We start from the raw sequence: 19,272 nt of genomic DNA on the forward strand, positions 1-19,272 counted from the left end.
GCGGCGAACGTGACACCATGCACTCCGGGCCATGGTCGCCGGTGCAGGTCCCGGTCGTCGGCGCGTTGTTGACTCGCCGTCGACGCGCCGCTTCCAACCTGACGGGACAGCACGCCTCACCGACACGGGACGCCCGGCTCCAGCCATCGCGCGAGTGCGTCATCATGACGCCACAGGAGACCGGACGATCCCGGCGCCGGCTGCACACCGACCCCGGTCCGTCCGGCTGGCGGACGAGTGGGCCGGCCCGGTCCCGGTGTCGGTCATACTTCCGCCGGGTCGGAGCTGGGCCGGACCGGGCTGATCGGGGATGTTCACATGGGGAACGGCACATCCGACAGGGGCGAACTCGGGCAGCTGCTGTACGGGCTGCGCACCGACGCCAAGCTCAGCCAGGAGCAACTGGCCCACGCCGCAGGGGTGAGCGTCCGCGCCTTGGCCGACCTGGAACGCGGGCGGGCCCGGGGACCGCGGCGCCGGACGGTACGGGCGATCGCCGACGCCCTGGGGCTGGACGAGGTCGGCGGCCGGGCGTTGGAGAGGGCCGCCGCGGCGGGCCGGCCCCGCCCACCGGTGGACGGCGCACCGGCGATCCGCGGTGCGCTGGCGCTGCCTCGTGACATCGCGGACTTCACCGCGCGCGGTCCGGCGCTGGACCGGCTGCGTTCGCTGGTGGAGCGCGCCGACGGGGAGCACGCGCCGGTTGCCGTGATCTCCGGGGAGCCGGGACTGGGGAAGACGTCGTTCGCCGTGCACGCCGCGCACCGGCTGGCGGAGCACCATCCGGACGGACAGTTCGCCGTCGACCTGCACGGCATGGGGCGGGAGCCGACATCCGTGCGGGACGCCCTCGCGGCGCTGCTGCGCGCGGCGGGGGTGGCGGAGAGCGCGGTGCCCGCCGGGACCGGGGACCGCTCGGGACTGTGGCGCTCCGTCGTGCGTGACAGACGGGTGCTGGTGCTGTTGGACGACGCGGCCGGTGAGGAGCAGGTCCGTCCGCTCCTACCCGGCGCCGGGCGTTCGCTCACGATCGTCACCAGCCGGCAGGCGCTGGCCGGTCTCGAGTCGGTCCACCGCTGCGACCTGGGGGTGCTGCGGCGGGAGGAGGCGGTCGAGCTGATGACGAGGATCGTCGGCCCGGAGCGGGTCGGGCGTGAGGCGCAGGCCGCCCGCGACATCGTGGACCTGTGCGGGCTCCTGCCGCTGGCGGTGCGGATCGCCGGCCAGCGGCTGGCGGCCAGACCCGACGAGCACCTGGGCAAGCTGGCAGCCCGGCTCGCCGACGAGGGGCGGCGTCTGGACACGCTCCAGGCCGGCAGTCTGCAGGTGCGGGCCGTCTTCGCGCTCTCCTACCGACAGCTGGGGCCGGCCGCCCGGCGCGTCTTCCGGCGGGCGGCCCTGGCAGCCGGTCCCGACCTCAGCCCCGAGGTCGCCGCCCTGCTCGCCGACCTGCCGATCGCCCAGGCCGCCCGATGCGCGGAGGAGCTCACCGACGCGGGCCTCCTCCAGCCCCACCCCACCGCCGAGCGCTATCGGTTCCACGATCTCCTCAAGGTGTTCGCCGGGGAGCAACTGGCCGCCGAGGACGGGCCCGAGGGCTCCCGCTCGGCGCTGGACCGGGCCGACCGCTGGATCCTGCGACGGGCCTGCGCGGCCGCGCTCCGCTTCGACGCCGACCACCACCAGGACGCGCCGCACGGCGATCCCGACCCGGACTCCCGCCCCGCCGACAGGGACGCGGCACGGGCCTGGCTGGAGGCCGAGCGTGCGAGCTGGCTCGCCGCCCTGCGCCGCGCCGCGCACGCCGGGCGCCACCGGGAGGTGATCGACACCGCGGAGGCGATGCACTGGTTCTCCGATCTCAACCAGCACTGGGAGCTGTGGGCCGAGGTCTTCCGGCGCTCCTCCGACGCGGCCCGCGCACTCGGCAACCGCAAGGAGGAGGCGGTCCACCTCAACTACCTGGCCTGGGCGTACAACATCTGTGTCTACGACCACCACGCGGCGTTGGCCGCGGCCGTCGCCGCACTGACCGCGGCCCGCGAGGTCGGTGACGAGCTCCAGGTCGGCTGGGCCCTGGGCTACGGTGCGGGAGCGCTGAGCCGTACCGGGCGGGTGGCCGAGTCGATCGCGTGGCTGCGGGAGGCGGCGGCCTGTCTCGGCGCGCTCGGCTCCGTCCAGGCCCACCTCGGTGAGTTGTCCGTCCTCAACACGCTGGGCAACACCCTGCGCCAGCACGGTCGGGCGGAGGAGGCCCTGGAGGTCCACCGGCGCGCGGAGGTGATCTGCCGCACCGGCACTCCCGGGCGATCGGCCCACCTCGCCGAGATGTACGGCGCCATCGTCCAGCAGAACATCGGCAACGACCTCGCCGCCCTCGGACGCTGGCACGAGGCCGAACCCGAGCTGTCCAGCGCCCTGGCGCGGTTCGACGCGCGAGACGTGAAGGCGTGGAGTGCACCGGCGCTACTGGACCTCGGCCGTGTTCTTGCCCGACTGGGCCGCCACCGGGAGGCCTTCGAGATCCTGACGGCTGCCCGCGAGGCCCTTGACGCGCTCAACAGCCCGCGCCGGCAGGAGGCCGCCGCCGAACTCGACGCCCTCGGGGCGGTCCGCTGACGCCGGTGCCCGCGGATTCCCCTTCCGGCCCCGAACGGCCGGGGAACGGGCGGGTCCGGGCCGGTGTTCCCGGGCTCGAAGGGCCGGGAACGCACCGGAAGTTGACCGCCGGGCGGTAGTTCTGCCGGTTCAACCGCCTGGCCGCCGATCGGATCGCCGTGATCCACTTCAGGTGCCCGGGCCCGCGGGCACCGCCGGCCCGGCACACCCTGCCGGTCCCCGGCCCGCCAGACATCACCGACCGGAAGGACACCTGATGACCGAGCAGACCATCCGCCTGGGCACCCGCGTCCTGCGTGCCCTCTCGGGCAGCAGTGCCCCGCGCGCGGTCCTCGCCGGTGCCGCCGCGGGCCTCGGCGCCTACCGAGTACTGCACGCCCGGCCCTCGGGAATCCGCGTCACCCTCGCCCTGACCGTCGCCGGCCTCACCGCCGCAGGGGCCGACCGGCAGGCTCGCCGCCACCCTGGCCGCCGGGAGCCCGGTACCGAGCGGCGCACGGCGCCGTCCCCGCCCCTGCGGGCGTCGGCATCGGCGCGGCTCACCGCCGACGCCCTCGCCCACGCCGCCGTCCAGGCCGCCTCCGACGCCCACGCGCTCGACCGCGGCGGCGGGGCGCTCACCAGGCCGGGCAACTGGCAGGGGCTGGAGGACGGCTCCGCCACCTTCGAACTCACCCCGACCGCGCACCTGCGCTACAGCCCCGCCGACCGGGGCAGCGGGCTCCCCGGCGACCACGGCCACGACCACGGCCACGGCCACGGCCACGACCGACCGCACCGCTACGAGCTGCTCGTCGAGCACGAACGCCCCGTGGTCGTCACCACCGTCACCCAGCTCGCCGGCCTCCTCCGGCGCCACACCGCCGGCCGCCCGCTGGACGGCGGCGACCCGGTCGCACCGGGGCCACTCCCCCGGCCGAGGCACCGCCACCACCGCCGCCTCGGGCAGGGGCGGCCACTGCGACCGGCGCCGCGACCGGCCTGCCGGAGCCAGGCGGACGGGCCGCGCTGAGGGCACTGCGGAACGCCACGGCCGGCTGTCGTGGACGGAACCGGTTTCAGCGCGCACTGCCGATGCCGCGGTCGGCGGCGGCGCCTTCGAGCATCAGCGTGGTCTCCTCGATCCGGCAGAACCGGCCGTCGGGCCCGAGCTCGCCGAACAGGTACACCTCCATCCGCACGGTGGAGCCGTCCGTCTTCGTGATGTGGGCGGTGTGCCGGTCGGCGTACCTGCTGCCGTCGTAGAGCTCGTCGTGGACCTCGACGTGACCGTCGGCGACGACGGTGCGCAGGTGGGCGATGTGGTCGAGGAACTCGGCGCGGTCGGCCCACTCGCCGTCCGTGCGCTGGCGGTACTCGGGGGTGAAGTGGCGGTCGGCGGCCTCGGGCACGGTGAGGTCGCGGTTGAACAGGAGGTCGGTCAGGGCGGCCTCGATGCCGGTACGGGTCATGGGACTACCTTTCGGGATGCGGGAGTTCGCGAGATGCGTGCGCCACGCACGCTTCTCCTGAACTGTAGCACCCGATGCGTGCGCCGCGCACGCTAATCTGGTGGCATGAAGTCTGCTGGCATGAACCACGAGGTGGGCAACGAGATCGCGGATGCGCTGGGCGTCCTGCTGCGGCGCACCACGCGCACGCGGCTGCACCAGCGGCTGACCGAGGGCCTGGGCGACGAGCTGGACGAGCTGACGTACCCGGTGCTCAGCGCCCTGGCCCGGACGGGGCCGAGCAGCGCCGCCGACCTCGCACCGGAGGTCGGGCTCGACCGCTCCGGCGTCACCCGCCGCGCGTCCCGCCTGGAGGACGCCGGCCTGGTCCGGCGCGAGCCGGACCCGCGCGACCGGCGTGCGCAGTTGCTCGTCCTGACCGAGCAGGGCCACCGGGCCGTGGCGGAACTGCGCGAGCGGCTGGCCGCCCACATCACCGCGAGCCTGGCCGCCTGGCCGCCCGGCGAGGCCGAGGCGTTCGCCCGCAGCCTGCACCGCTTCACCCGCGAGGGCCCGTTCGCGTAGCGGACCACCCACGAGGTGGGCCGGCACCACCCCCGCCGTGGACGGCCCGCCGCGGGGGCGGGCAGACCGTCCTGCCCGCCCCCGCCAGGCCTTCGAACGCCGGGCCGCCCGGACGACGCGACGGCCCGGCCCCGGGCGCCCGGCCCGGATCAGGCCTGGGCGAGCAGCGGATCGTAGGCGCTGGAACGCTGACGGCCCGCCATGAAGGCGAGGAAGTCCTTGACGAACGCGGCCCGCGTGTACGTCCCGTCCGAGTCGAGCAGTTCGCGTCGGAAGCCGGTGCGGAACAGGGCACGGTACTCGTCCGCGTCGATGGTCTGGTTGCCGTCGGCGTCGGTCACGTCGAACAGCACCTCGGCGACCCGGATCAGGGCCGGACCGGCGAGGGAGGGGACCGCCTCCGCGTACTCCTGCCGGCTGATCCGGCCGTCACCGTCCGTGTCGAGCGTCGCCTGGAGCTCCCGCCACCAGGCGGCATAGGCGGCGTAGAGCCTGGTCTCCTCCGGCTCGTCGAGGTCGAGTCGACCGGACAGTTCGCGTGCCATGGCCGCGAGGTCGGGCCAGTCCAGGTAACCGTTCCCGGTCTGGTCCAGTACGTCGTCGAAGAACTCCTCGGCGCCGCGCCGTCCCGCGCCGCCCGACGCCGGCCGCCCGGACGACCCGCCGGGGCCGGGCCCGTCGGACTCGTCCGACAGGGGGGTGATCAGTCGCAGCAACGCACCGAAGCGCTTCATCCCGTCGCCCACGGCGGCCAGTGTCCTGACCCTGGGATCGTCGCTGTCGGGTGACAGCGAGAGCAGGTCGATGAGGTTGTCGGCGGTGATCCAACCGTCCGGCAGCAGACGCGCCGCGCCCAGGGCCAGGTAGGCGCCCTGGGTCAGCGCCTGGGCGCCGGGGATCTCGGTCAGTCCGGCCCGCCTGCGGAACGCCTCCGGCAGGGAGGCGACCGTGACCACGCCGATCGTCGGCCCCGCCAGGGCGCGCCCGGCGGCCCACAGCGTGGGCACGCCCTCCAGCAGGGGCGGCGCCGGAAGGTGGTCGAAGAGGTGGTACAGGATGGTGCGCAGCGCCTCGGTGTTCTCCAGCTCCTCCTCGACCACCCGGTCGTAGTACGGCCAGAAGTCCCGCAGGGACTCGGGGAGGTGGCCGGAGGGGTCGCCCATCACCGCCTGGAAGGCCCGGAACTGCGCGTACAGCTCCTCCATCGCGGCCTGGTCGAGCGGCCGCCCGCTCCAGCGGAACATGGTGACGGCGCTCTCGAACATCGTGGCGACCACCCACGCGCGGGCATCCGGGTCCATGGCGTCGTAGGGCCTGCTCGCGGAGTCGGTGCCGTTCAGTCGGGCGTGCATCCGGTTGAGCCGGGCCGCCTCCCGGTCCCGCGCCGGTTCGTCCGTACCGGTCATGCGCTGCAGGCTGCGCAGGGTGTTGGTCAGCCGGCGCCAGGGGTGCGTCACGAAGGTGGAGCTGTCGACCAGGGCCGCGCCGATCTGCGGGTGTGCGGCCTCCAGGACCGTCGCCCGAATCATCGCCACCGCCCAGCACGGGTCGTCGAAGAGCCGGTGGAACCGCGTCCCCGGGCCGAACAGTGCTCCCGGCCGCGCAGCGGACTCGGTTTCCGGGGCGGTGCTCTCCGCGCCGCCCGGGTCGGTGCCGGTCGTCTGGGTCACGATCCGGGTTCTCCATTCGTGTCGGCCGCCACGCCGCCGAAGCGGCGGTGGCGTCGCTGATAGGTGTTCAGGCACTCCAGGAAGTGCGTGGCGCGGAAGTCGGGCCACAGCACCGACGGGAAGACCCACTCGGCGTAGGCGACCTGCCAGAGCATGAAGTTCGAGATGCGCTGCTCCCCGGAGGTCCGGATGACGAGGTCCACGTCCGGGGTGTCGGGGAACGGCAGGTGGGCCGCGAAGCTGTCCTCGTCCACGGCCTCGGGCGCCGCGCCGCTGCGGATCAGTGAGCGCGCGGCCTCGACGATGTCCCGGCGCCCGCCGTGGTCGAACGCCACGGTCAGCGTCATGCCCCGGTTGCGGCTGGTGAGCGTCGTCAGGTCCGCGAAGTCGCGGGCCAGTTCGGCCGGGATCCGCGAATCCGCGCCCCCGAGGAAGCGGCAGCGGATGCCACGCGCGTGCAGCAGTGGTGCGTGCTTGCGCACGACCCGGCGCACCAGGCGCAGGAGGTAGTCGACCTCCTCGCCGGGGCGGCGCCAGTTCTCGGTGGAGAACGCGTACAGGCTGAGCCACCGGACGCCGGCCGACCGGGCCGCCTCGATGACGTCGATCACCGTCGCCTCGGCCGCACGGTGACCGGAGGTGCGTGGCAGATCACGCCGCGCCGCCCAGCGGCCGTTTCCGTCCATCACGCACGCGACATGACGCGGCGTCGTGTCCGACCGCCCCCCGCCGGCCGGCCGGGGCACGGCCGCTCCCACGGGCGGGGCGGGACCCCCGAAGACCTGATCGACCGCCACTGCCGCCCCCTCCGCTCGCCACCGGCCCGCGATCCCCGCGAACCCGTCAGCAGCGTGCCGGGGCCCGGCCCGGCGTGTCCGGCGTTCCGGGGATCTTCACCCGATCAGGTAACGCCGGCCGGATACGGCGCCGCGGCGCCGGCCGGCCGCGGCGGGAGCTGCTGCTCGGTCCACAGGGTCTTGCCCTCGGCCGTGAAGCGGGTGCCCCAGAGCTGCGCGAGCTGGGAGACGATGAACAGTCCGCGCCCGCCCTCGTCGACCGTGCGGGCATGGCGAAGGTGCGGCGCGGCCAGGCTGTGGTCACGGACCTCGCAGGTGAGCATCCGGTCGTTGATCAGCCGCAGTTCCAGCGGCGGGGCCCCGTAGCGGATCGCGTTGGTGACCAGCTCGCTGACGATGAGTTCGGTGTTGAACGCCGTCTCCTCGTCCACCCGCCAGGCCTCCAGGCGGGCACGGACGTGGGCCCGGGCGGTGGCGACGGCCGCCGGGACGGCCTCCAGCGGCCAGACGGCGACCCGGTCGGCGGGGAAGGCGCGGGCGCGGGCGAGGAGGAGCATCGCCTCGTGCCGCCGGTCGCTCGCGTGGAGCCGGTAGAGGACGTCGTCGCACAGCTCCCGCAGCGGGCGATCGGCGTCGGCGTGCACCCCCTGGAGGGCCGCGGGGATGCCGGCCGGCGCCTCGTCGGCGTCCGGTACGCCGGCGAGGACCAGGGTGCTGCCCTCCGGGAGCTCGAAGGTCGTGGCGGCGAACGGCGTGCTGTCCGTCCCGCCCAGCGGCGGCCCCGCCGGGATGTCGGGGACGTCGACGGTCCCGTCGGGGCGGACGATCACGGGCGCCGGTTGACCACCGGCCCGCGCCGCCGTGCAGCTGTGGGTCAGCGGGTCGTAGACGGCGTACACACAGTTCGCCGCCAGCGCCTCGCGGTGCAGCGGATCGGTCGGCGGGAGCGAGGCCCGTTCGGCGGCCAGGAAGCGGGACGCGTCGTGCAGGCGCGCCAGGAGCTCGTCGGGTTCGAGGTCGAAGGCGGCCAGCGAATGGATGACCGTGCGCAGCTGCCCCATGGCGGCGGTGGCGTTGATGCCCGTCCCGGCGACGTCGCCGACGACCAGCGCGGTACGGGCGCCGGAGAGCGCGAGGGTGTCGTACCACCCGCCACTGCCCGAGGGGCTCAGGGGCGCGACGGCGGTCTCCAGGGCGACGTGCGAGACCAGGCGCCGGGGCAGCAGATGCCGCTCCAGGGTCGCCGCGATGGCGTGCTCGCGCGTGTAGCGGTGGGCGTTGTCGATGCACAGCGCGGCGTGGTCGGCGATCTGGCGCGCCACCGCGAGGTCGTCCTCGCGGAACGCGGCCGTCGGCGCGGTGCGGTAGAGGCTGACCAGGCCGAACACGGTACCGCGCAGTGCGAGTGGCGCGGTGATCAGCGTGTGGGCGCCGGAGCTGCGGATCGCCGTGGCGTGCGCCGGGGCGGCCGCCAGCCAGGACGGGTCCGCGCCGAGGGCGACCCTCCGGGGCTGCAGGTCCGCCAGGGACAGCGCGAACGGGGTCGGCGCCGGGATGGCTCGGACGTCTCCGACCGGGTGCGCCTGCGGCGGGTGCCCGCCCGCGCTGCTCCGGAACGCGAGGCGGCGCAGGGGAACGTCGGTGGGCAGCGGGGCGAACGGAGGGTCCTCACCGCGCACCACCGCGTCCACCACCTCCACGACCGCGACGTCCGCGAAATCGGGCACCAGTACGTCCACCAGCTCCTGGCAGGTCACCACGGTGTCCAGGGTCCGCCCCACGCTCCGGTGGACGGCCTCCAGCAGCGCCAGGCCGGAGCGGGCCCGCTCGCGGTCGGTGACGTCGACCACCGCGATGGCGAGCCCGAGCGCCCGGCCGTGCCGGTCGGCCAGCCGGAAGGCCGAGATCGAGTGGAGGTGCTCGTCCTGCGGAGCCTGCCGAGGGCGGATCCGGATGATGCGGTCCAGGACGGGGACACCGGTCTCCAGCACGCCGCGGGCCACCGCCTCCGCCTCGGCCGGGTCCGCCAGGTCGTACACCTCGGTGAAGCGGTGGCCGAGGAAGTCCTCCGCGCGGATCCCCCGCATGGCGGGCGTGGCCGTGTTGATCCGGACGACCCGCAGCTCGGTGTCGAGCACGTGCAGGCCCACCGGTGACAGGGTGAGCAGGGCGTCCAGCACGGCCTCGTTCACCGGACCGGGGCCCGCGTCATGCTCGCCTCGCGTCACCTACCGTCGCCTCCTGGGGTGGGCTCGCCGACCGCCGACCGCCGAGGGCCGCACTCCAAGGTGTATCGCCCCGCACCGGACTCCGCGACTCGCCCGACCGGAGGTCCGGCGCCCACGCCCGTCCGGGCGGCGCGGGGCCTCCCGAGGAGCGCGGCCGGGGAGCGCGCGCCACCACGGCTCCCCCGGGGTCACCCCTTCGGCTGGGGTACCTCGCCGGAGCCGCCCACCCGGAGTCCGGCCTTGCTCAGCGATCGCAGCGCCACGAGCAGGAAGGCGATGTCGTCCAGCAGGACGGGGTCGGGCAGCAGGTCCACGGGGCTGACCAGATAGACGATCGACGCCCAGAAGAGGACCTTCTTCGACATCGGGATGCCGGACGCCCCCAGCAGCCGCCGGGCCCGTACCAGCTTGACCACCAGGACGGCCGCCACCGCCAGGGTGGCCAGCACCAGGCCGCCCCCGACCACCCACCAGAACACGCTCGTGCCGTCCATCCGAACCACCTTCCACTCGAAGCCTCCCCGGGAGCCTGCCCCGCTTTCGGCAGACCGCGCGCGCTCGGGCGACGTCGACCTTCTCCTCGACGATACGGGCACCGCCGGGCCGACGTCCGGTCCCCCACCGTTCGCGGGCGTGCGCCGCCGCGCGAGCACCGCGGGGCTTCCCGTCGCGGCGGCGTTCCGCGCGGGCGCGAACGCGCCCGTGCGGCGTGGCCCGGCCGATCCCGGTGGGCCGGACCTACCGCCGGCTCGGGGCGGTGGTCGGCGGGGCGTCCAGGACGGTGAAGCGCAGGCCCGCGGCGGTCAGGCGGTCGATCAGCACGGTGCCCATCGCCACCGCCGGGGTGACCTGGCCGGCGGTGGCCGGCAGCTCGTCGAAGGCGAGGCTGAGAGCCGACTCGGCGAGCATCTTGGCGGTCTCGGTGTAGCCCGGGTCGCCGCCGGACACCTCGGTGAAGAGCCGGCGCCCGGGGCCGGCGTCGCCGACGAAGCGGACGGTGAACCACGAGGCGGCGCGCCTCTCGGCGCTGGGCCCGACGCCGGGCTTGCGCAGGCCGGTCAGCGTCCGCCGCAGTGACGGCAGCTGCGCGGCGAGCGCCAGCAGGGCGAGGCCGGCGCCACCGGCCAGCAGCACCGGCAGCCGCCGGACCGCCGCGTAGTGGCCGTAGCGGAAGGCGGTGCCGTAGTCGGGCCGTGCCGCGGCCGAGCGGGCGACCACCAGCGGATCGATGGTGGGCAACGGCACCGCCCAGGCGCGGGCCTCGGCCGAGCGCCGGACCGGGCCGGCCTTGGCGCTGATCCTGCGGCCGGCCGGCCAGGGGTCGGCGGCGCGGCGCCGGCGAGCCGCCCGGGCGGCCGCCCCTCGACGGGACAACACGGTCAGCGCCGAGGCGAAGGTGCCACCGGACGGCATCCCGCCGGCCCGAACGAAGCCCCGCACCGACACCGCGGAACCGTCCGGCAGGACGCCGAGCTCGCGCATCCGTTCCAGGGTGAACAGCACCCCCAGGTCGTGCGGCACGGAGTCGAAGCCGCAGGAGTGCACCAGCCGCGCACCGGTCTCGACGGCCCGGCGGTGGTGCAGCAGGTACATCCGGTCGACGAACTCGGGCTCGCCGGTCAGGTCGAGGTAGTCGGTACCGGCGTCCGCGCAGGCGGCGACCAGCGGCTCACCGTGGTGGAGATAGGGGCCGACGGTGGAGACCACCACCCGGGCCGCGGTCGCCACCTCCCGCAGGGAGGCGGGATCGGCGGCGTCCGCGGCCAGCAACGGGAGGTCGGCGCAGCCGGGGCTCAGGGTCGCGAGGCGTGCGCGCAGCGCCTCCAGCTTGGCCCGGTTGCGGCCGGCCAGCGCCCAGCGGCAGTCGGCCGGCGCGTGCCGGGCCAGGTACTCGGCGGTCAGCGCGCCGGTGAAGCCGGTGGCGCCGAACAGGACCAGGTCGTACGGGCGTTCGGCATCCATGAGGAATCCCTACCGGCTGGTAATGACGGGGCGCCTCACGCTAGGGACCGGGCGGCCCGGCGTCAACCACCGCCGGCCGACCGGGACGGTGGCCGCGCCGCAGACTTCCGGTGCCGCAGACTCCTGGTGCTGCGGACTCCCGGTGCCGCGGCAGGTGGCCGCAGCACCGGTGACCGTCACCCGATCAGACCGGTCCGCCGGGCGAGCCACGGGATCTCGCGTTCGAAGGCGGTGCCGAAGACGGTCCACCCGTGGCCGCCCGGGACCAGCTCGAACGTGGTGGTCATCCCGGCCGCGAGAACGGCCGTCCGGACGTTCTCCAGCTGGGGCCGGAACTCGGAGTCGTCCTCGCCGACCAGCAGGGCGACGGCCGTGTCCGGGAACTTCCGGCCGGCCATCACCTGGAGGGGATCGACCGCGTCGAAGCTGGCGCTGTCCCCGCCGTAGGCCTCCTCGATGGTCTCGGCCCGGGTCCCCAGGGTGGGCTCGTCCTGGCCGGAGATGTCGAGCACGGTGCCGAAGTGGTCCGGGTCGTTGACGCCCAGCTGGAGTGCGCAGGTGCCGCCCATCGACGCCCCGCCGACCGCCCACGAGTCCCGGCCCGTGGCCGTCTGCAGGTTCTGGTGGATCCAGTCGGGAACGTCGACGGTCAGGTAGGTGTACGTCTGGGCGATCCGCGAATCCAGGCAGAGCGTGTTGTTCCAGGTCGAGCCGAGCTGGTCCGCCATGACCACGATCGGTGCGAGCCCGCCGTGCTCGGCCGCGAAGGCGTCCAGCTGCTCGTTCACCTGCCCCCCGAACACCCAGTCCCCCGGAGTCCCCGGCTGCCCGGAGAGCAGGATCAGCACCGGCAGCAGCGGTCGCGGGGTGGCCTCGTAGGCGGGTGGGAGGTAGATGTACGCGTCGCGCGCTTCGAAGCCGGACCGGCTCCCCGGGATCGGCACCTCCCGGACGCTGCCCTTGGCCGGCAGGTCAGCCGGAGGCACCCAGACCTCGGACAGCGGCCGTCCGGGCGGAGCGGCCGTCGTCGACGCGACCTGGGGCGGGATCGACCGCTCGGTCCGGGTCAGCCAGGGCGCGAGCGCGACCCGGCCGGTGGGGAACTGCCCGAATCCGATGTTGACCTGCGTGACGGCCATCAGCGCCACCAGGGCGCCGAGGCCGATCGCGAGCAGCCGACGCCGCCACGTCAGACCGCTCATCCGGTGGACGACGAGGGAGAGTCCCAGCAGGGCGGCTCCCGTCCAGCCGACGACCTGAAGGGGGATCCCTCCGGGGAAGGGGAACCACCATTCGTCGACCACGAAGGTGAGCAGGGCGAGCAGCGCCGCGGCCGTGCCCAGGGCGGACGGCAGCCGGACCCTCCACCAGCGGCGGCCGCGACCTACCGCGAGCACGAGCAGCGCGGCCCAGCCCGTCGCGAGGACGACGTACGGGAGCGGGCCGGTGGTGAGCGGCCAGTCGATCGGATTCCAGGGGGCGGCGAACGTGGATGCTGTCATGCGGCTGTGTGCCCGGTCGAGCTCCGCACCGTGCGATCACCGACGACAGTGCTGACCCGAGTCCTTGTCGCCGCCCGGCCCGGCCCGGACGAACCCCCGGCGTGCTCAGCGGCTCGACAATGACTGCTCCGGGAAGTCCTTCCGGTCGGATGGTCGAGGTGGATTCTTCCCGTGCGCGGCAGTGAGCCGTTGCACCGGACATGTACGCCGTACACGGCCGACCTTGACGCGTGGTCGGAACCACGGGTCGGCCGGGCCACGGCACTCCACCAACCTACCGGTGGCCCGAAGTCGTCGACTGGGCGGGTGGACGGCTACCGCCTGCGGTGCGGCTGACGGTGCCGCAGGTGACGGGTGTGCCCGTTCGGATCCCGAACGGGCACACCCGCGGCTGCCGTCCTACTTCCAGGGGTCGCTGAACGACCGGCCCGGCACCGGCTTGGCCACGAGCGCCACCGCGATGAAGAAGTTCACCTGCCCGATCGCGAACATCAGGGTGGCGAGCGCCCTGGCGTCGTAGTGCTCGGACACCCGGGCGTAGAGCTCGTCGGACACCCTCTCGCCGTGGGCCGACGGCTGGAGCACCGCCTCCACCAGGGCCAGCGCGGCCCGCTCGGCGCCGGTGAAGTACGGCGAGTCCGGCCAGGACGCGACCGAGGTGATCCGCTCCTCGGACTCGCCGGCCTTGCGCAGGAAGCCCGTGTGCAGCACGGTCAGGTAGGTGCTGCCGACGATCTGGCCGGCCCGCAGCTGGACCAGGCTGATCGTGCCGCGCGCCACCGAGCCGTTGCCGGTGGCCCTGAACAGCGCCGCCGACACCTCCGCCAGCTCCGGGACGAGCTGACCCGGGTCCTCCGACATCCGCGGACCCATCGGCACCTCTGTCGTGATCGAACGTGTCTCCATGGCCATCTCCCAGGGGTCTCGGCAGTTGCTGTCACTGCTCCGACGGACGGCGGCCGGAAAGTGTGACAGGGCCCGGAGAACTCGCCGCCGCGCCGATCGGCGACGGCCGCCTGCCCGGTCGGGACGGGCCCCCTCGCGGCTCGTGGCCGGCCCGGGCCCACCCGCTCGCTCGCTCGCAGCGACGCTCCGGTCCCGCGCGCGGACCACTCCGGTGTCCGGACCGCTCCGGCGTGCGGCGGGTCGCGGAGGGGGCGTGCGGAAGCAGTGGCCCGCCTTCCTCTGGTCACTGGTCCCGATGCCGCGCCACCCTGGTGCCGGGGACGGGCAGCCGGCCGTCGGAGGAGGGGCTTGATGGGAACGCGTACGCACGGGTCGGACGGCCGTTGGGAGAGGGCCGTGGTCATCGGCGGCGGATACAGCGGTCTCGTGACGGCCCGCGTGCTGACCGGCTGCTTCCGCGAGGTCGTCGTCCTGGAGCGGGACCGGGTGGACGGGGACACCGGCGTCCACCCGCACGCCCCGCAGGGCAACCACGCCCACGCCATGCTGGCCAAGGGCGCGGAGGTCCTGGAGACGCTCTTCCCCGGCCTGCGCGCGGAGCTGCTGGACCTGGGTGCGCCGGTCTACGACTACGGGGAACGGATGAGTTTCCTCCAGCCGGCCGGCTACGCCCCGCGGCACCGGACGGGCGTGCGGATCCAGTCGTTCACCCGGGACGAGCTGGAACGCCGCCTGCGGCGCAGGGTGTTGGCGCTGCCCGGCGTGACGCTCCTGGCCTCGGCACGGTGCGAGGGCCTGGTGACGGAGCGCCCCGGGGTCGTGAGCGGGGTGGTGTACCGCACGGCCGGGTCCGAGGAACCGAGCCGTCTGGCGGCGGACCTGGTGGTCGACGCCTCGGGGCGCGCCGGCGGCCTGGACCGCCGGCTCGAAGCGCTGGGCGTGAGCGTGCCCGAGCCGCGCGTGGTGAAGGCGAAGATCACGTACACCTCGATGAACTTCGCCCGGCCGGAGCAGGACCGCCCGGACTTCGACGCCGCCTACCAGATGACGTTCGCGCCGGGCATCCCGCGCGGGGGCGTCGTCCTGGCCGTCGAGCGGAACCGCTGGACGTGCTCGCTGTTCGGCTTCGACGAGGAGGCGCCGCCGACCGACGACCAGGGCTACCTCGACTTCGCCCGCAGCCTGGCGAACCCCCGGCTGGCCCAGCTCATCGAGCACCGCACCCACCCGGAGCCCACCCACCGGTACGTCAACGCCGACAACCGGTGGAGCCGGTACCACCGGGTCAAGGCCTGGCCCGAACGCCTGCTCGCCGTCGGCGACTCGGTCTGCGTGTTCAACCCGGTGTACGGCCAGGGGCTCACCGTGGCGGCGCTTGAGGCCCACCTCCTGCACCGCATGCTGGCCGCACGCCGGACCGCCGGCAAGGGGTTGGACGGCCTGAGCCGCAGGTACCAGCGCCGGGTCGCGCGCCTGCTGCTCGTTCCCTGGACCCTGTCGAGCAACTCGGACCTGATGTGGAACCCCCACGAACGACCGGTCTCGGCCAGGATCGCCCACTGGTACAACACGCAGGTCTTCGCGGTGTCCGTGCACGACCCGCAGGTGTGGTCCCGGTTCGCCAGGGTGGCCAACATGGTCGCACCGCCCAGCCTGCTCTTCCGGCCCTCGGTCCTGGTGAAGGTCCTCGGCGCGGCCCTGCGCCGCCGCACCCCGCCGCCGGCGCGTGCCGGCGCACCGGCGCCGGGGCCCGCCGAGCCGCTCTCCCCCGGAACGCGCTGACCCGGCGGCCCGGCGGAGCGCGGAGCCCGGCCCCACCGAGGGCGGTCGGGGCGACCGGGCTCCGTCGAAGCCGCCGGGGCAACCGGCCACCGCTCAGGCCTCCTTGACCACCACGGTCTTGGCCGCCTTGTCGTGGAAGCACTGCTGCAACGGCTTGTCCCAGAGCAGCGACAAAACGTTCACCAGGGAGAACAGCGAGCCGATGCAGTAGACCGCCTGGGGCAGCCCGTAGACCGCACTGCGGGCCCAGAGGTCGTTGTCGGCGGGACGCCCGCCGTGCAGCGCCGAGACCACCCGCAGCTTCATCACCTTCTTGCCGACGGACTGCTGGCCCTGGCCGAGCATCATCACCGCCTCGTAGCCGAAGACGACCACGGCCCCGATGACCGCGCCCAGGATCGAGCCGATCGCGCTCGCGACGGTGAGCTGGATCACGATCAACGGAATCAGCAGCACACCGAAGTCGATCAGCCGGGCCAGGAACCGGTCGGCGGGAGCGGCCAGGGTGCGGCTGCCCGGCGGCGGCGGGCCGTACGGGCCTGCCGGGCCTGCCGGGCCCAGCCACGGCGGAAGCTGCCCGTCACCCTGCGGGAAGCCGGGGGCGCCCTGGGGGTAGCCGGGCTGCGGGTACCCTGGGGCACCCTGCGGGTATCCGGGCTGCGGATACCCGGGCGGCGGGTACCCTGGGGCACCCTGGGGGTGACCGGCCGGCGGGTGGCCGGGACCGCCCTGCGGGTACTCGGCCTGCGGCGGGTAGCCGACGCCCGGCTGCGGGTCGTACGGGCCCTGCGGGACGCCGTAGCCCGGCTGGGCCTGCGGAGGCTGCTTGTCGTAGGGGTTCTGGTCCGAGGGGTGGCCGTAGCCGGGGGGTGGGTTCGTCATCGTCCTGCTCGTCTCGTCGCGGCTTGTCCCTCGGGTCTAGTGGCTCCGACGATCGTTTAGGAAGTGCTTGAGGCCAACCGTTACGTGAACAGCGCGGCCACGCCGTCCAGGGACCGGCCCCGGACCCGGCAGACCGCGGACGGGCGGAGTCGGCCCCGGGACGACGTGGCCGGACGAGAGCGCGGCGGCAGGAAGCGGGCGGACTTCATGGCATGATCGACAACCGCATCGGACGCGCGTGGTACCGCCTGCCATCACCGTCCCGCACCTCGACCGCCCCGATCGTCCTCGCACCTCTCCGTTCCGCCCCACCAGGCCGACGGCCTCCCGACAGCCGGGGAACACCCCCTGCCCTCGGACCATCGCAGCCACCACCAGGCACGTCGCACACGACGTAAACTTCAACCACGACGACAAGGGACCAGCTGTGGCAACCGACTATGACGCCCCCCGCAAGACCGACGACGACGGGTCGCACGACAGCATCGAGGAGCTGAAGACCCGGCGCACCGACACCTCCTCCTCCGCCATCGACGCCGTCGACCAGCTCGAATCGGCTGACGGCGTGGAGCTGCCCGGCGCCGACCTCTCGGGCGAGGAACTCACGGTCACCGTGCAGCCCATGCAGTCCGACGAATTCACCTGCGTGAACTGCTTCCTCGTCCACCATCGCAGCCGCCTCTCGCGCATGAAGAACGGCCAGCCCATCTGCCTCGACTGCGACTGACCGGCGGCGGACCGCCCCCGCCGGCGTCGGCGCGGGAACCTCGATGGCGCCGCGCCGACGTGCGGCGCCACGCTCACGCGGTGGGTGTGAGCTGTTCACGCACCCAGGCCGGATCGGGGTTCACGTGCGGCCGGCCCGCCACGAGGACCGTCGGCACGGTCTCGTCGCCGCCGTTGGCCGCCCGCACCAGCGCGGCGCCGGCCGGGTCACGCCAGATGTCGACCCAGTACACCTCGCGGGCGCGACGACCCAGCCGCAGGCGCAGGCGGATGCAGTACTTGCAGCCCGGCCGCCAGAGGACCACCGGCCGGCCGTCGACCGCGCTGCGCCGCTGTGCCTCCGGCGCACCGAGCGACCTCGGGAAGAGCAGGGGTGAGTTCACGGCCGCGAGCAGGACGAAGGCCGGCAGGAGGACCGCGGCTGTACCGGGGTCTCCCCTGAGGATCAGCCCCGCCCCGACGACGGAACCGCACAGCACCAGCAGTATCGGCAGGACCCAGGCGCGCATCATGAGGACGAAGGCTAGCGACGAGCCGGACGTTCCCGCGCACCGGGCCACCACCGACCGGCTCCGGCCGACCGCCCGGTCCGGCACGCACGGGGTCACCCGTCCGTCACGTCGGGGTCGAGGATGGTCGCCCCCCCCGGGATCGAGGACGGTCGCCCACGGGATCAGGGACGGTCGAAACGGGAGAACACCACGGTCGGTTCCGGCGGGCGGCTGCCGGAACCGACCGTCACATGCCGGTGGTCGAGGCGGGGGTCGGGACGACCCAGAGTTCGGCCGGGCCGTTGACCACGGCGGACCGCAGCCGCACGGGAGGCGGGCCGTCCGGGGCCAGGACGGCGTCCGGGTGCGCGCTGAAGAATCCTGCCAGGGCCACTTCGGCCTCCAGGCGGGCCAGCGGGGCGCCGAGGCAGAAGTGCGGGCCGTGGCCGAAGGCCAGGTGGTCCTTGACGGGGCGCGTCGGGTCGAAGTCGTCCGGCCGGTCCGGGTGGACCTCCGGGTCGCGGCCGGCGGCACCGAAGGCCAGCAGGATCGGCTCGCCCCGTCGGATGACGACGCCCTCGCCGAGCTCGATGTCCTCCAGCGGGTAGCGCAGCGGGAGGTGCATCACCGGGCCCTCGTGACGCAGCGTCTCCTCGATGACGTCCTCCCACCCGAGGTCCCCGTCGCGGACCAGGGCGAGGTACCGGGGGTGGGTCAGCAGGGCCTGGACGGCGCTGGTGATCAGGTTGACGGCGGTCTCGTAGCCGGCGCCGATCATCATGAAGAGGGTGTCGCGGGACTGTTCCTCGGTGGGCTCCGCGTCACCGCCGGTGCTGACGGCGGCCACGTCGCTGGCGAGGTCCGGCCCGGGCTCGCTGCGCTTGAGGTGCAGTAGTCGGGTCAGCAGCGCGTTGATCTCCAGCTGGGCGCTCTGCATCTGCTCGGGCGTCGACGCCGTGATCAGCAGGGTGTCCATCGCCTTGCCGAGCGGCAGCCGCATGGCGGCGGGCACCCCGAAGAGGTCGCAGACCACCGTCATCGTCAGCGGGAGTGACAGCGCCCGGCGGATGTCGACGGCTTCGCCCGGGCCGAGTCGGCCGATCGCACCGACCAGGCCGGCGGCCGTCGCCTCGATCCCGGGGCGCAGCGCGCTCACCCGGCGGGGCGCGAACGAGGGCGTCATCCGCCGCCGTGCCGCGCGGTGTTCGCTCCCGTAGAGGTTGAAGAAGGTCTGCTGCAGCGCCAGCGGCGCCAGTGGCCACCCCTCGGGCACGTCGGCCAGGCCGGGCCAGTGCTTGCGCGGGTCCCGCGAGACCCGGGGATCGCCGGCCAGGGCCCGGATCACCTCGGTCCGGGTGACGGACCAGGCGATGATGCCGCCGGGGAGTTCGACCCGCACGGCGGGCCCGGCGGAGCGCAGCCGGGCGTTCTGCCGGTGCGGGGCCCTGGCGGCCATGTCGAGTACGGGGCAGCCGATCTCATCTGGAGTCACGGGTCCGCTCCTCGGGATTCCTGGGGCGCCCGGGCGGCGTCACCGGCCCCGGCCTGCCGTGCCAGGGTCCACGTGTTCGTTGTAGGGGGACGGGGCGCAGCCGTCAACGGCGGCCCGCCCGCCCGCTCTGCCCAGGACCGGTCCGCTTCGGCGCGGCCGGGTGGGCCCGGCCGGTCTCCGCCGGCCGGGCCCACCTGCTC

The 19,272-nt window shown here is 74.4% G+C and carries 16 protein-coding genes; 5 read left to right on the plus strand and 11 right to left on the minus strand.

Features of this window, described 5'->3' with window-relative positions; all coding sequences use genetic code 11:
• Positions 1–318: 318 nt before the first annotated feature.
• Positions 319–2,619: a tetratricopeptide repeat protein gene (locus tag ACFVYI_RS24155; protein WP_387888997.1), complete on the plus strand. Its 2,301-nt coding sequence runs from the start codon at positions 319–321 to the stop codon at positions 2,617–2,619.
• A gap of 256 nt (positions 2,620–2,875) precedes the next feature.
• Complete coding sequence (locus ACFVYI_RS24160; protein WP_387889000.1) at positions 2,876–3,631, plus strand: hypothetical protein; 756 nt, start codon at positions 2,876–2,878, stop codon at positions 3,629–3,631.
• Between the two features lie 46 nt (positions 3,632–3,677).
• Here the strand turns inward: ACFVYI_RS24160 and ACFVYI_RS24165 are convergent, their stop codons facing one another.
• Positions 3,678–4,070: a nuclear transport factor 2 family protein gene (locus tag ACFVYI_RS24165; protein ID WP_387889002.1), complete on the minus strand. Its 393-nt coding sequence runs from the start codon at positions 4,068–4,070 to the stop codon at positions 3,678–3,680.
• Between the two features lie 120 nt (positions 4,071–4,190).
• On the opposite strand from ACFVYI_RS24165, the gene ACFVYI_RS24170 reads away from it, so the two are divergent.
• A complete protein-coding gene (locus ACFVYI_RS24170; RefSeq protein WP_387889099.1) occupies positions 4,191–4,634 on the plus strand; it encodes a MarR family winged helix-turn-helix transcriptional regulator in 444 nt (147 codons plus the stop codon).
• Between the two features lie 149 nt (positions 4,635–4,783).
• Here ACFVYI_RS24170 and ACFVYI_RS24175 read toward each other — a convergent pair whose 3' ends face one another.
• The 7 genes from ACFVYI_RS24175 to ACFVYI_RS24205 all read right to left on the minus strand — a co-directional run bounded on the left by ACFVYI_RS24175 (position 4,784) and on the right by ACFVYI_RS24205 (position 13,699).
• The gene (locus ACFVYI_RS24175; protein ID WP_387889005.1) at positions 4,784–6,304 is read right to left on the minus strand and encodes an oxygenase MpaB family protein; all 1,521 of its coding nucleotides are present in this window, start codon (positions 6,302–6,304) and stop codon (positions 4,784–4,786) included.
• Entirely contained in the window at positions 6,301–7,050 is a 750-nt protein-coding gene (uppS, locus tag ACFVYI_RS24180; RefSeq protein ID WP_387889007.1) for a polyprenyl diphosphate synthase, read from the minus strand. Before uppS ends, ACFVYI_RS24175 begins: the two co-directional genes overlap by 4 nt.
• 155 nt (positions 7,051–7,205) lie before the next feature.
• Positions 7,206–9,329: a SpoIIE family protein phosphatase gene (locus ACFVYI_RS24185; protein ID WP_387889010.1), complete on the minus strand. Its 2,124-nt coding sequence runs from the start codon at positions 9,327–9,329 to the stop codon at positions 7,206–7,208.
• A 188-nt stretch (positions 9,330–9,517) separates the two neighbouring features.
• Positions 9,518–9,823, minus strand: a complete 306-nt coding sequence (locus ACFVYI_RS24190; protein ID WP_387889013.1) for a YkvA family protein — start codon at positions 9,821–9,823, stop codon at positions 9,518–9,520.
• Positions 9,824–10,067: 244 nt separating this feature from the next.
• Entirely contained in the window at positions 10,068–11,291 is a 1,224-nt protein-coding gene (locus ACFVYI_RS24195) for a saccharopine dehydrogenase family protein (RefSeq protein WP_387889016.1), read from the minus strand.
• A 176-nt stretch (positions 11,292–11,467) separates the two neighbouring features.
• Positions 11,468–12,793, minus strand: a complete 1,326-nt coding sequence (locus tag ACFVYI_RS24200) for an alpha/beta hydrolase (protein WP_387889019.1) — start codon at positions 12,791–12,793, stop codon at positions 11,468–11,470.
• Between the two features lie 399 nt (positions 12,794–13,192).
• The gene (locus tag ACFVYI_RS24205) at positions 13,193–13,699 is read right to left on the minus strand and encodes a carboxymuconolactone decarboxylase family protein (RefSeq protein ID WP_387889022.1); all 507 of its coding nucleotides are present in this window, start codon (positions 13,697–13,699) and stop codon (positions 13,193–13,195) included.
• Between the two features lie 351 nt (positions 13,700–14,050).
• Here ACFVYI_RS24205 and ACFVYI_RS24210 point away from each other — a divergent pair, with 351 nt between their 5' ends.
• Positions 14,051–15,481, plus strand: coding sequence for an FAD-dependent oxidoreductase (locus ACFVYI_RS24210; protein ID WP_387889025.1), 1,431 nt, complete (start codon positions 14,051–14,053; stop codon positions 15,479–15,481).
• Between the two features lie 93 nt (positions 15,482–15,574).
• On the opposite strand, the gene ACFVYI_RS24215 is transcribed toward ACFVYI_RS24210, so the two are convergent.
• A complete protein-coding gene (locus ACFVYI_RS24215; RefSeq protein ID WP_387889028.1) occupies positions 15,575–16,363 on the minus strand; it encodes an RDD family protein in 789 nt (262 codons plus the stop codon).
• A gap of 427 nt (positions 16,364–16,790) precedes the next feature.
• Here ACFVYI_RS24215 and ACFVYI_RS24220 point away from each other — a divergent pair, with 427 nt between their 5' ends.
• Positions 16,791–17,090: a DUF4193 domain-containing protein gene (locus tag ACFVYI_RS24220; protein WP_387889031.1), complete on the plus strand. Its 300-nt coding sequence runs from the start codon at positions 16,791–16,793 to the stop codon at positions 17,088–17,090.
• A 73-nt stretch (positions 17,091–17,163) separates the two neighbouring features.
• On the opposite strand, the gene ACFVYI_RS24225 is transcribed toward ACFVYI_RS24220, so the two are convergent.
• Positions 17,164–17,601 (minus strand): glutaredoxin domain-containing protein, encoded by a 438-nt coding sequence (locus ACFVYI_RS24225; protein ID WP_387889034.1) that lies wholly within the window; start codon positions 17,599–17,601, stop codon positions 17,164–17,166.
• A gap of 226 nt (positions 17,602–17,827) precedes the next feature.
• On the minus strand, positions 17,828–19,072 hold the full coding sequence (locus ACFVYI_RS24230) for a cytochrome P450 (RefSeq protein WP_387889036.1): 1,245 nt from the start codon (positions 19,070–19,072) through the stop codon (positions 17,828–17,830).
• Positions 19,073–19,272: the final 200 nt, after the last annotated feature.

It is taken from the genome of Kitasatospora sp. NPDC058218, assembly GCF_042882445.1.
Taxonomy (GTDB): Bacteria; Actinomycetota; Actinomycetes; order Streptomycetales; family Streptomycetaceae; genus Kitasatospora.

Bases quoted from the DNA above. Each gene is read 5' to 3' on its own strand.
- ACFVYI_RS24155 (WP_387888997.1), top strand. From the start codon at position 319: ATGGGGAACGGCACATCCGACAGGGGCGAACTCGGGCAGCTGCTGTAC.
- ACFVYI_RS24160 (WP_387889000.1), top strand. From the start codon at position 2,876: ATGACCGAGCAGACCATCCGCCTGGGCACCCGCGTCCTGCGTGCCCTC.
- ACFVYI_RS24165 (WP_387889002.1), bottom strand. From the start codon at position 4,070: ATGACCCGTACCGGCATCGAGGCCGCCCTGACCGACCTCCTGTTCAAC.
- ACFVYI_RS24170 (WP_387889099.1), top strand. From the start codon at position 4,191: ATGAACCACGAGGTGGGCAACGAGATCGCGGATGCGCTGGGCGTCCTG.
- ACFVYI_RS24190 (WP_387889013.1), bottom strand. From the start codon at position 9,823: ATGGACGGCACGAGCGTGTTCTGGTGGGTGGTCGGGGGCGGCCTGGTG.
- ACFVYI_RS24195 (WP_387889016.1), bottom strand. From the start codon at position 11,291: ATGGATGCCGAACGCCCGTACGACCTGGTCCTGTTCGGCGCCACCGGC.
- ACFVYI_RS24200 (WP_387889019.1), bottom strand. From the start codon at position 12,793: ATGACAGCATCCACGTTCGCCGCCCCCTGGAATCCGATCGACTGGCCG.
- ACFVYI_RS24205 (WP_387889022.1), bottom strand. From the start codon at position 13,699: ATGGAGACACGTTCGATCACGACAGAGGTGCCGATGGGTCCGCGGATG.
- ACFVYI_RS24210 (WP_387889025.1), top strand. From the start codon at position 14,051: ATGGGAACGCGTACGCACGGGTCGGACGGCCGTTGGGAGAGGGCCGTG.
- ACFVYI_RS24215 (WP_387889028.1), bottom strand. From the start codon at position 16,363: ATGACGAACCCACCCCCCGGCTACGGCCACCCCTCGGACCAGAACCCC.
- ACFVYI_RS24225 (WP_387889034.1), bottom strand. From the start codon at position 17,601: ATGATGCGCGCCTGGGTCCTGCCGATACTGCTGGTGCTGTGCGGTTCC.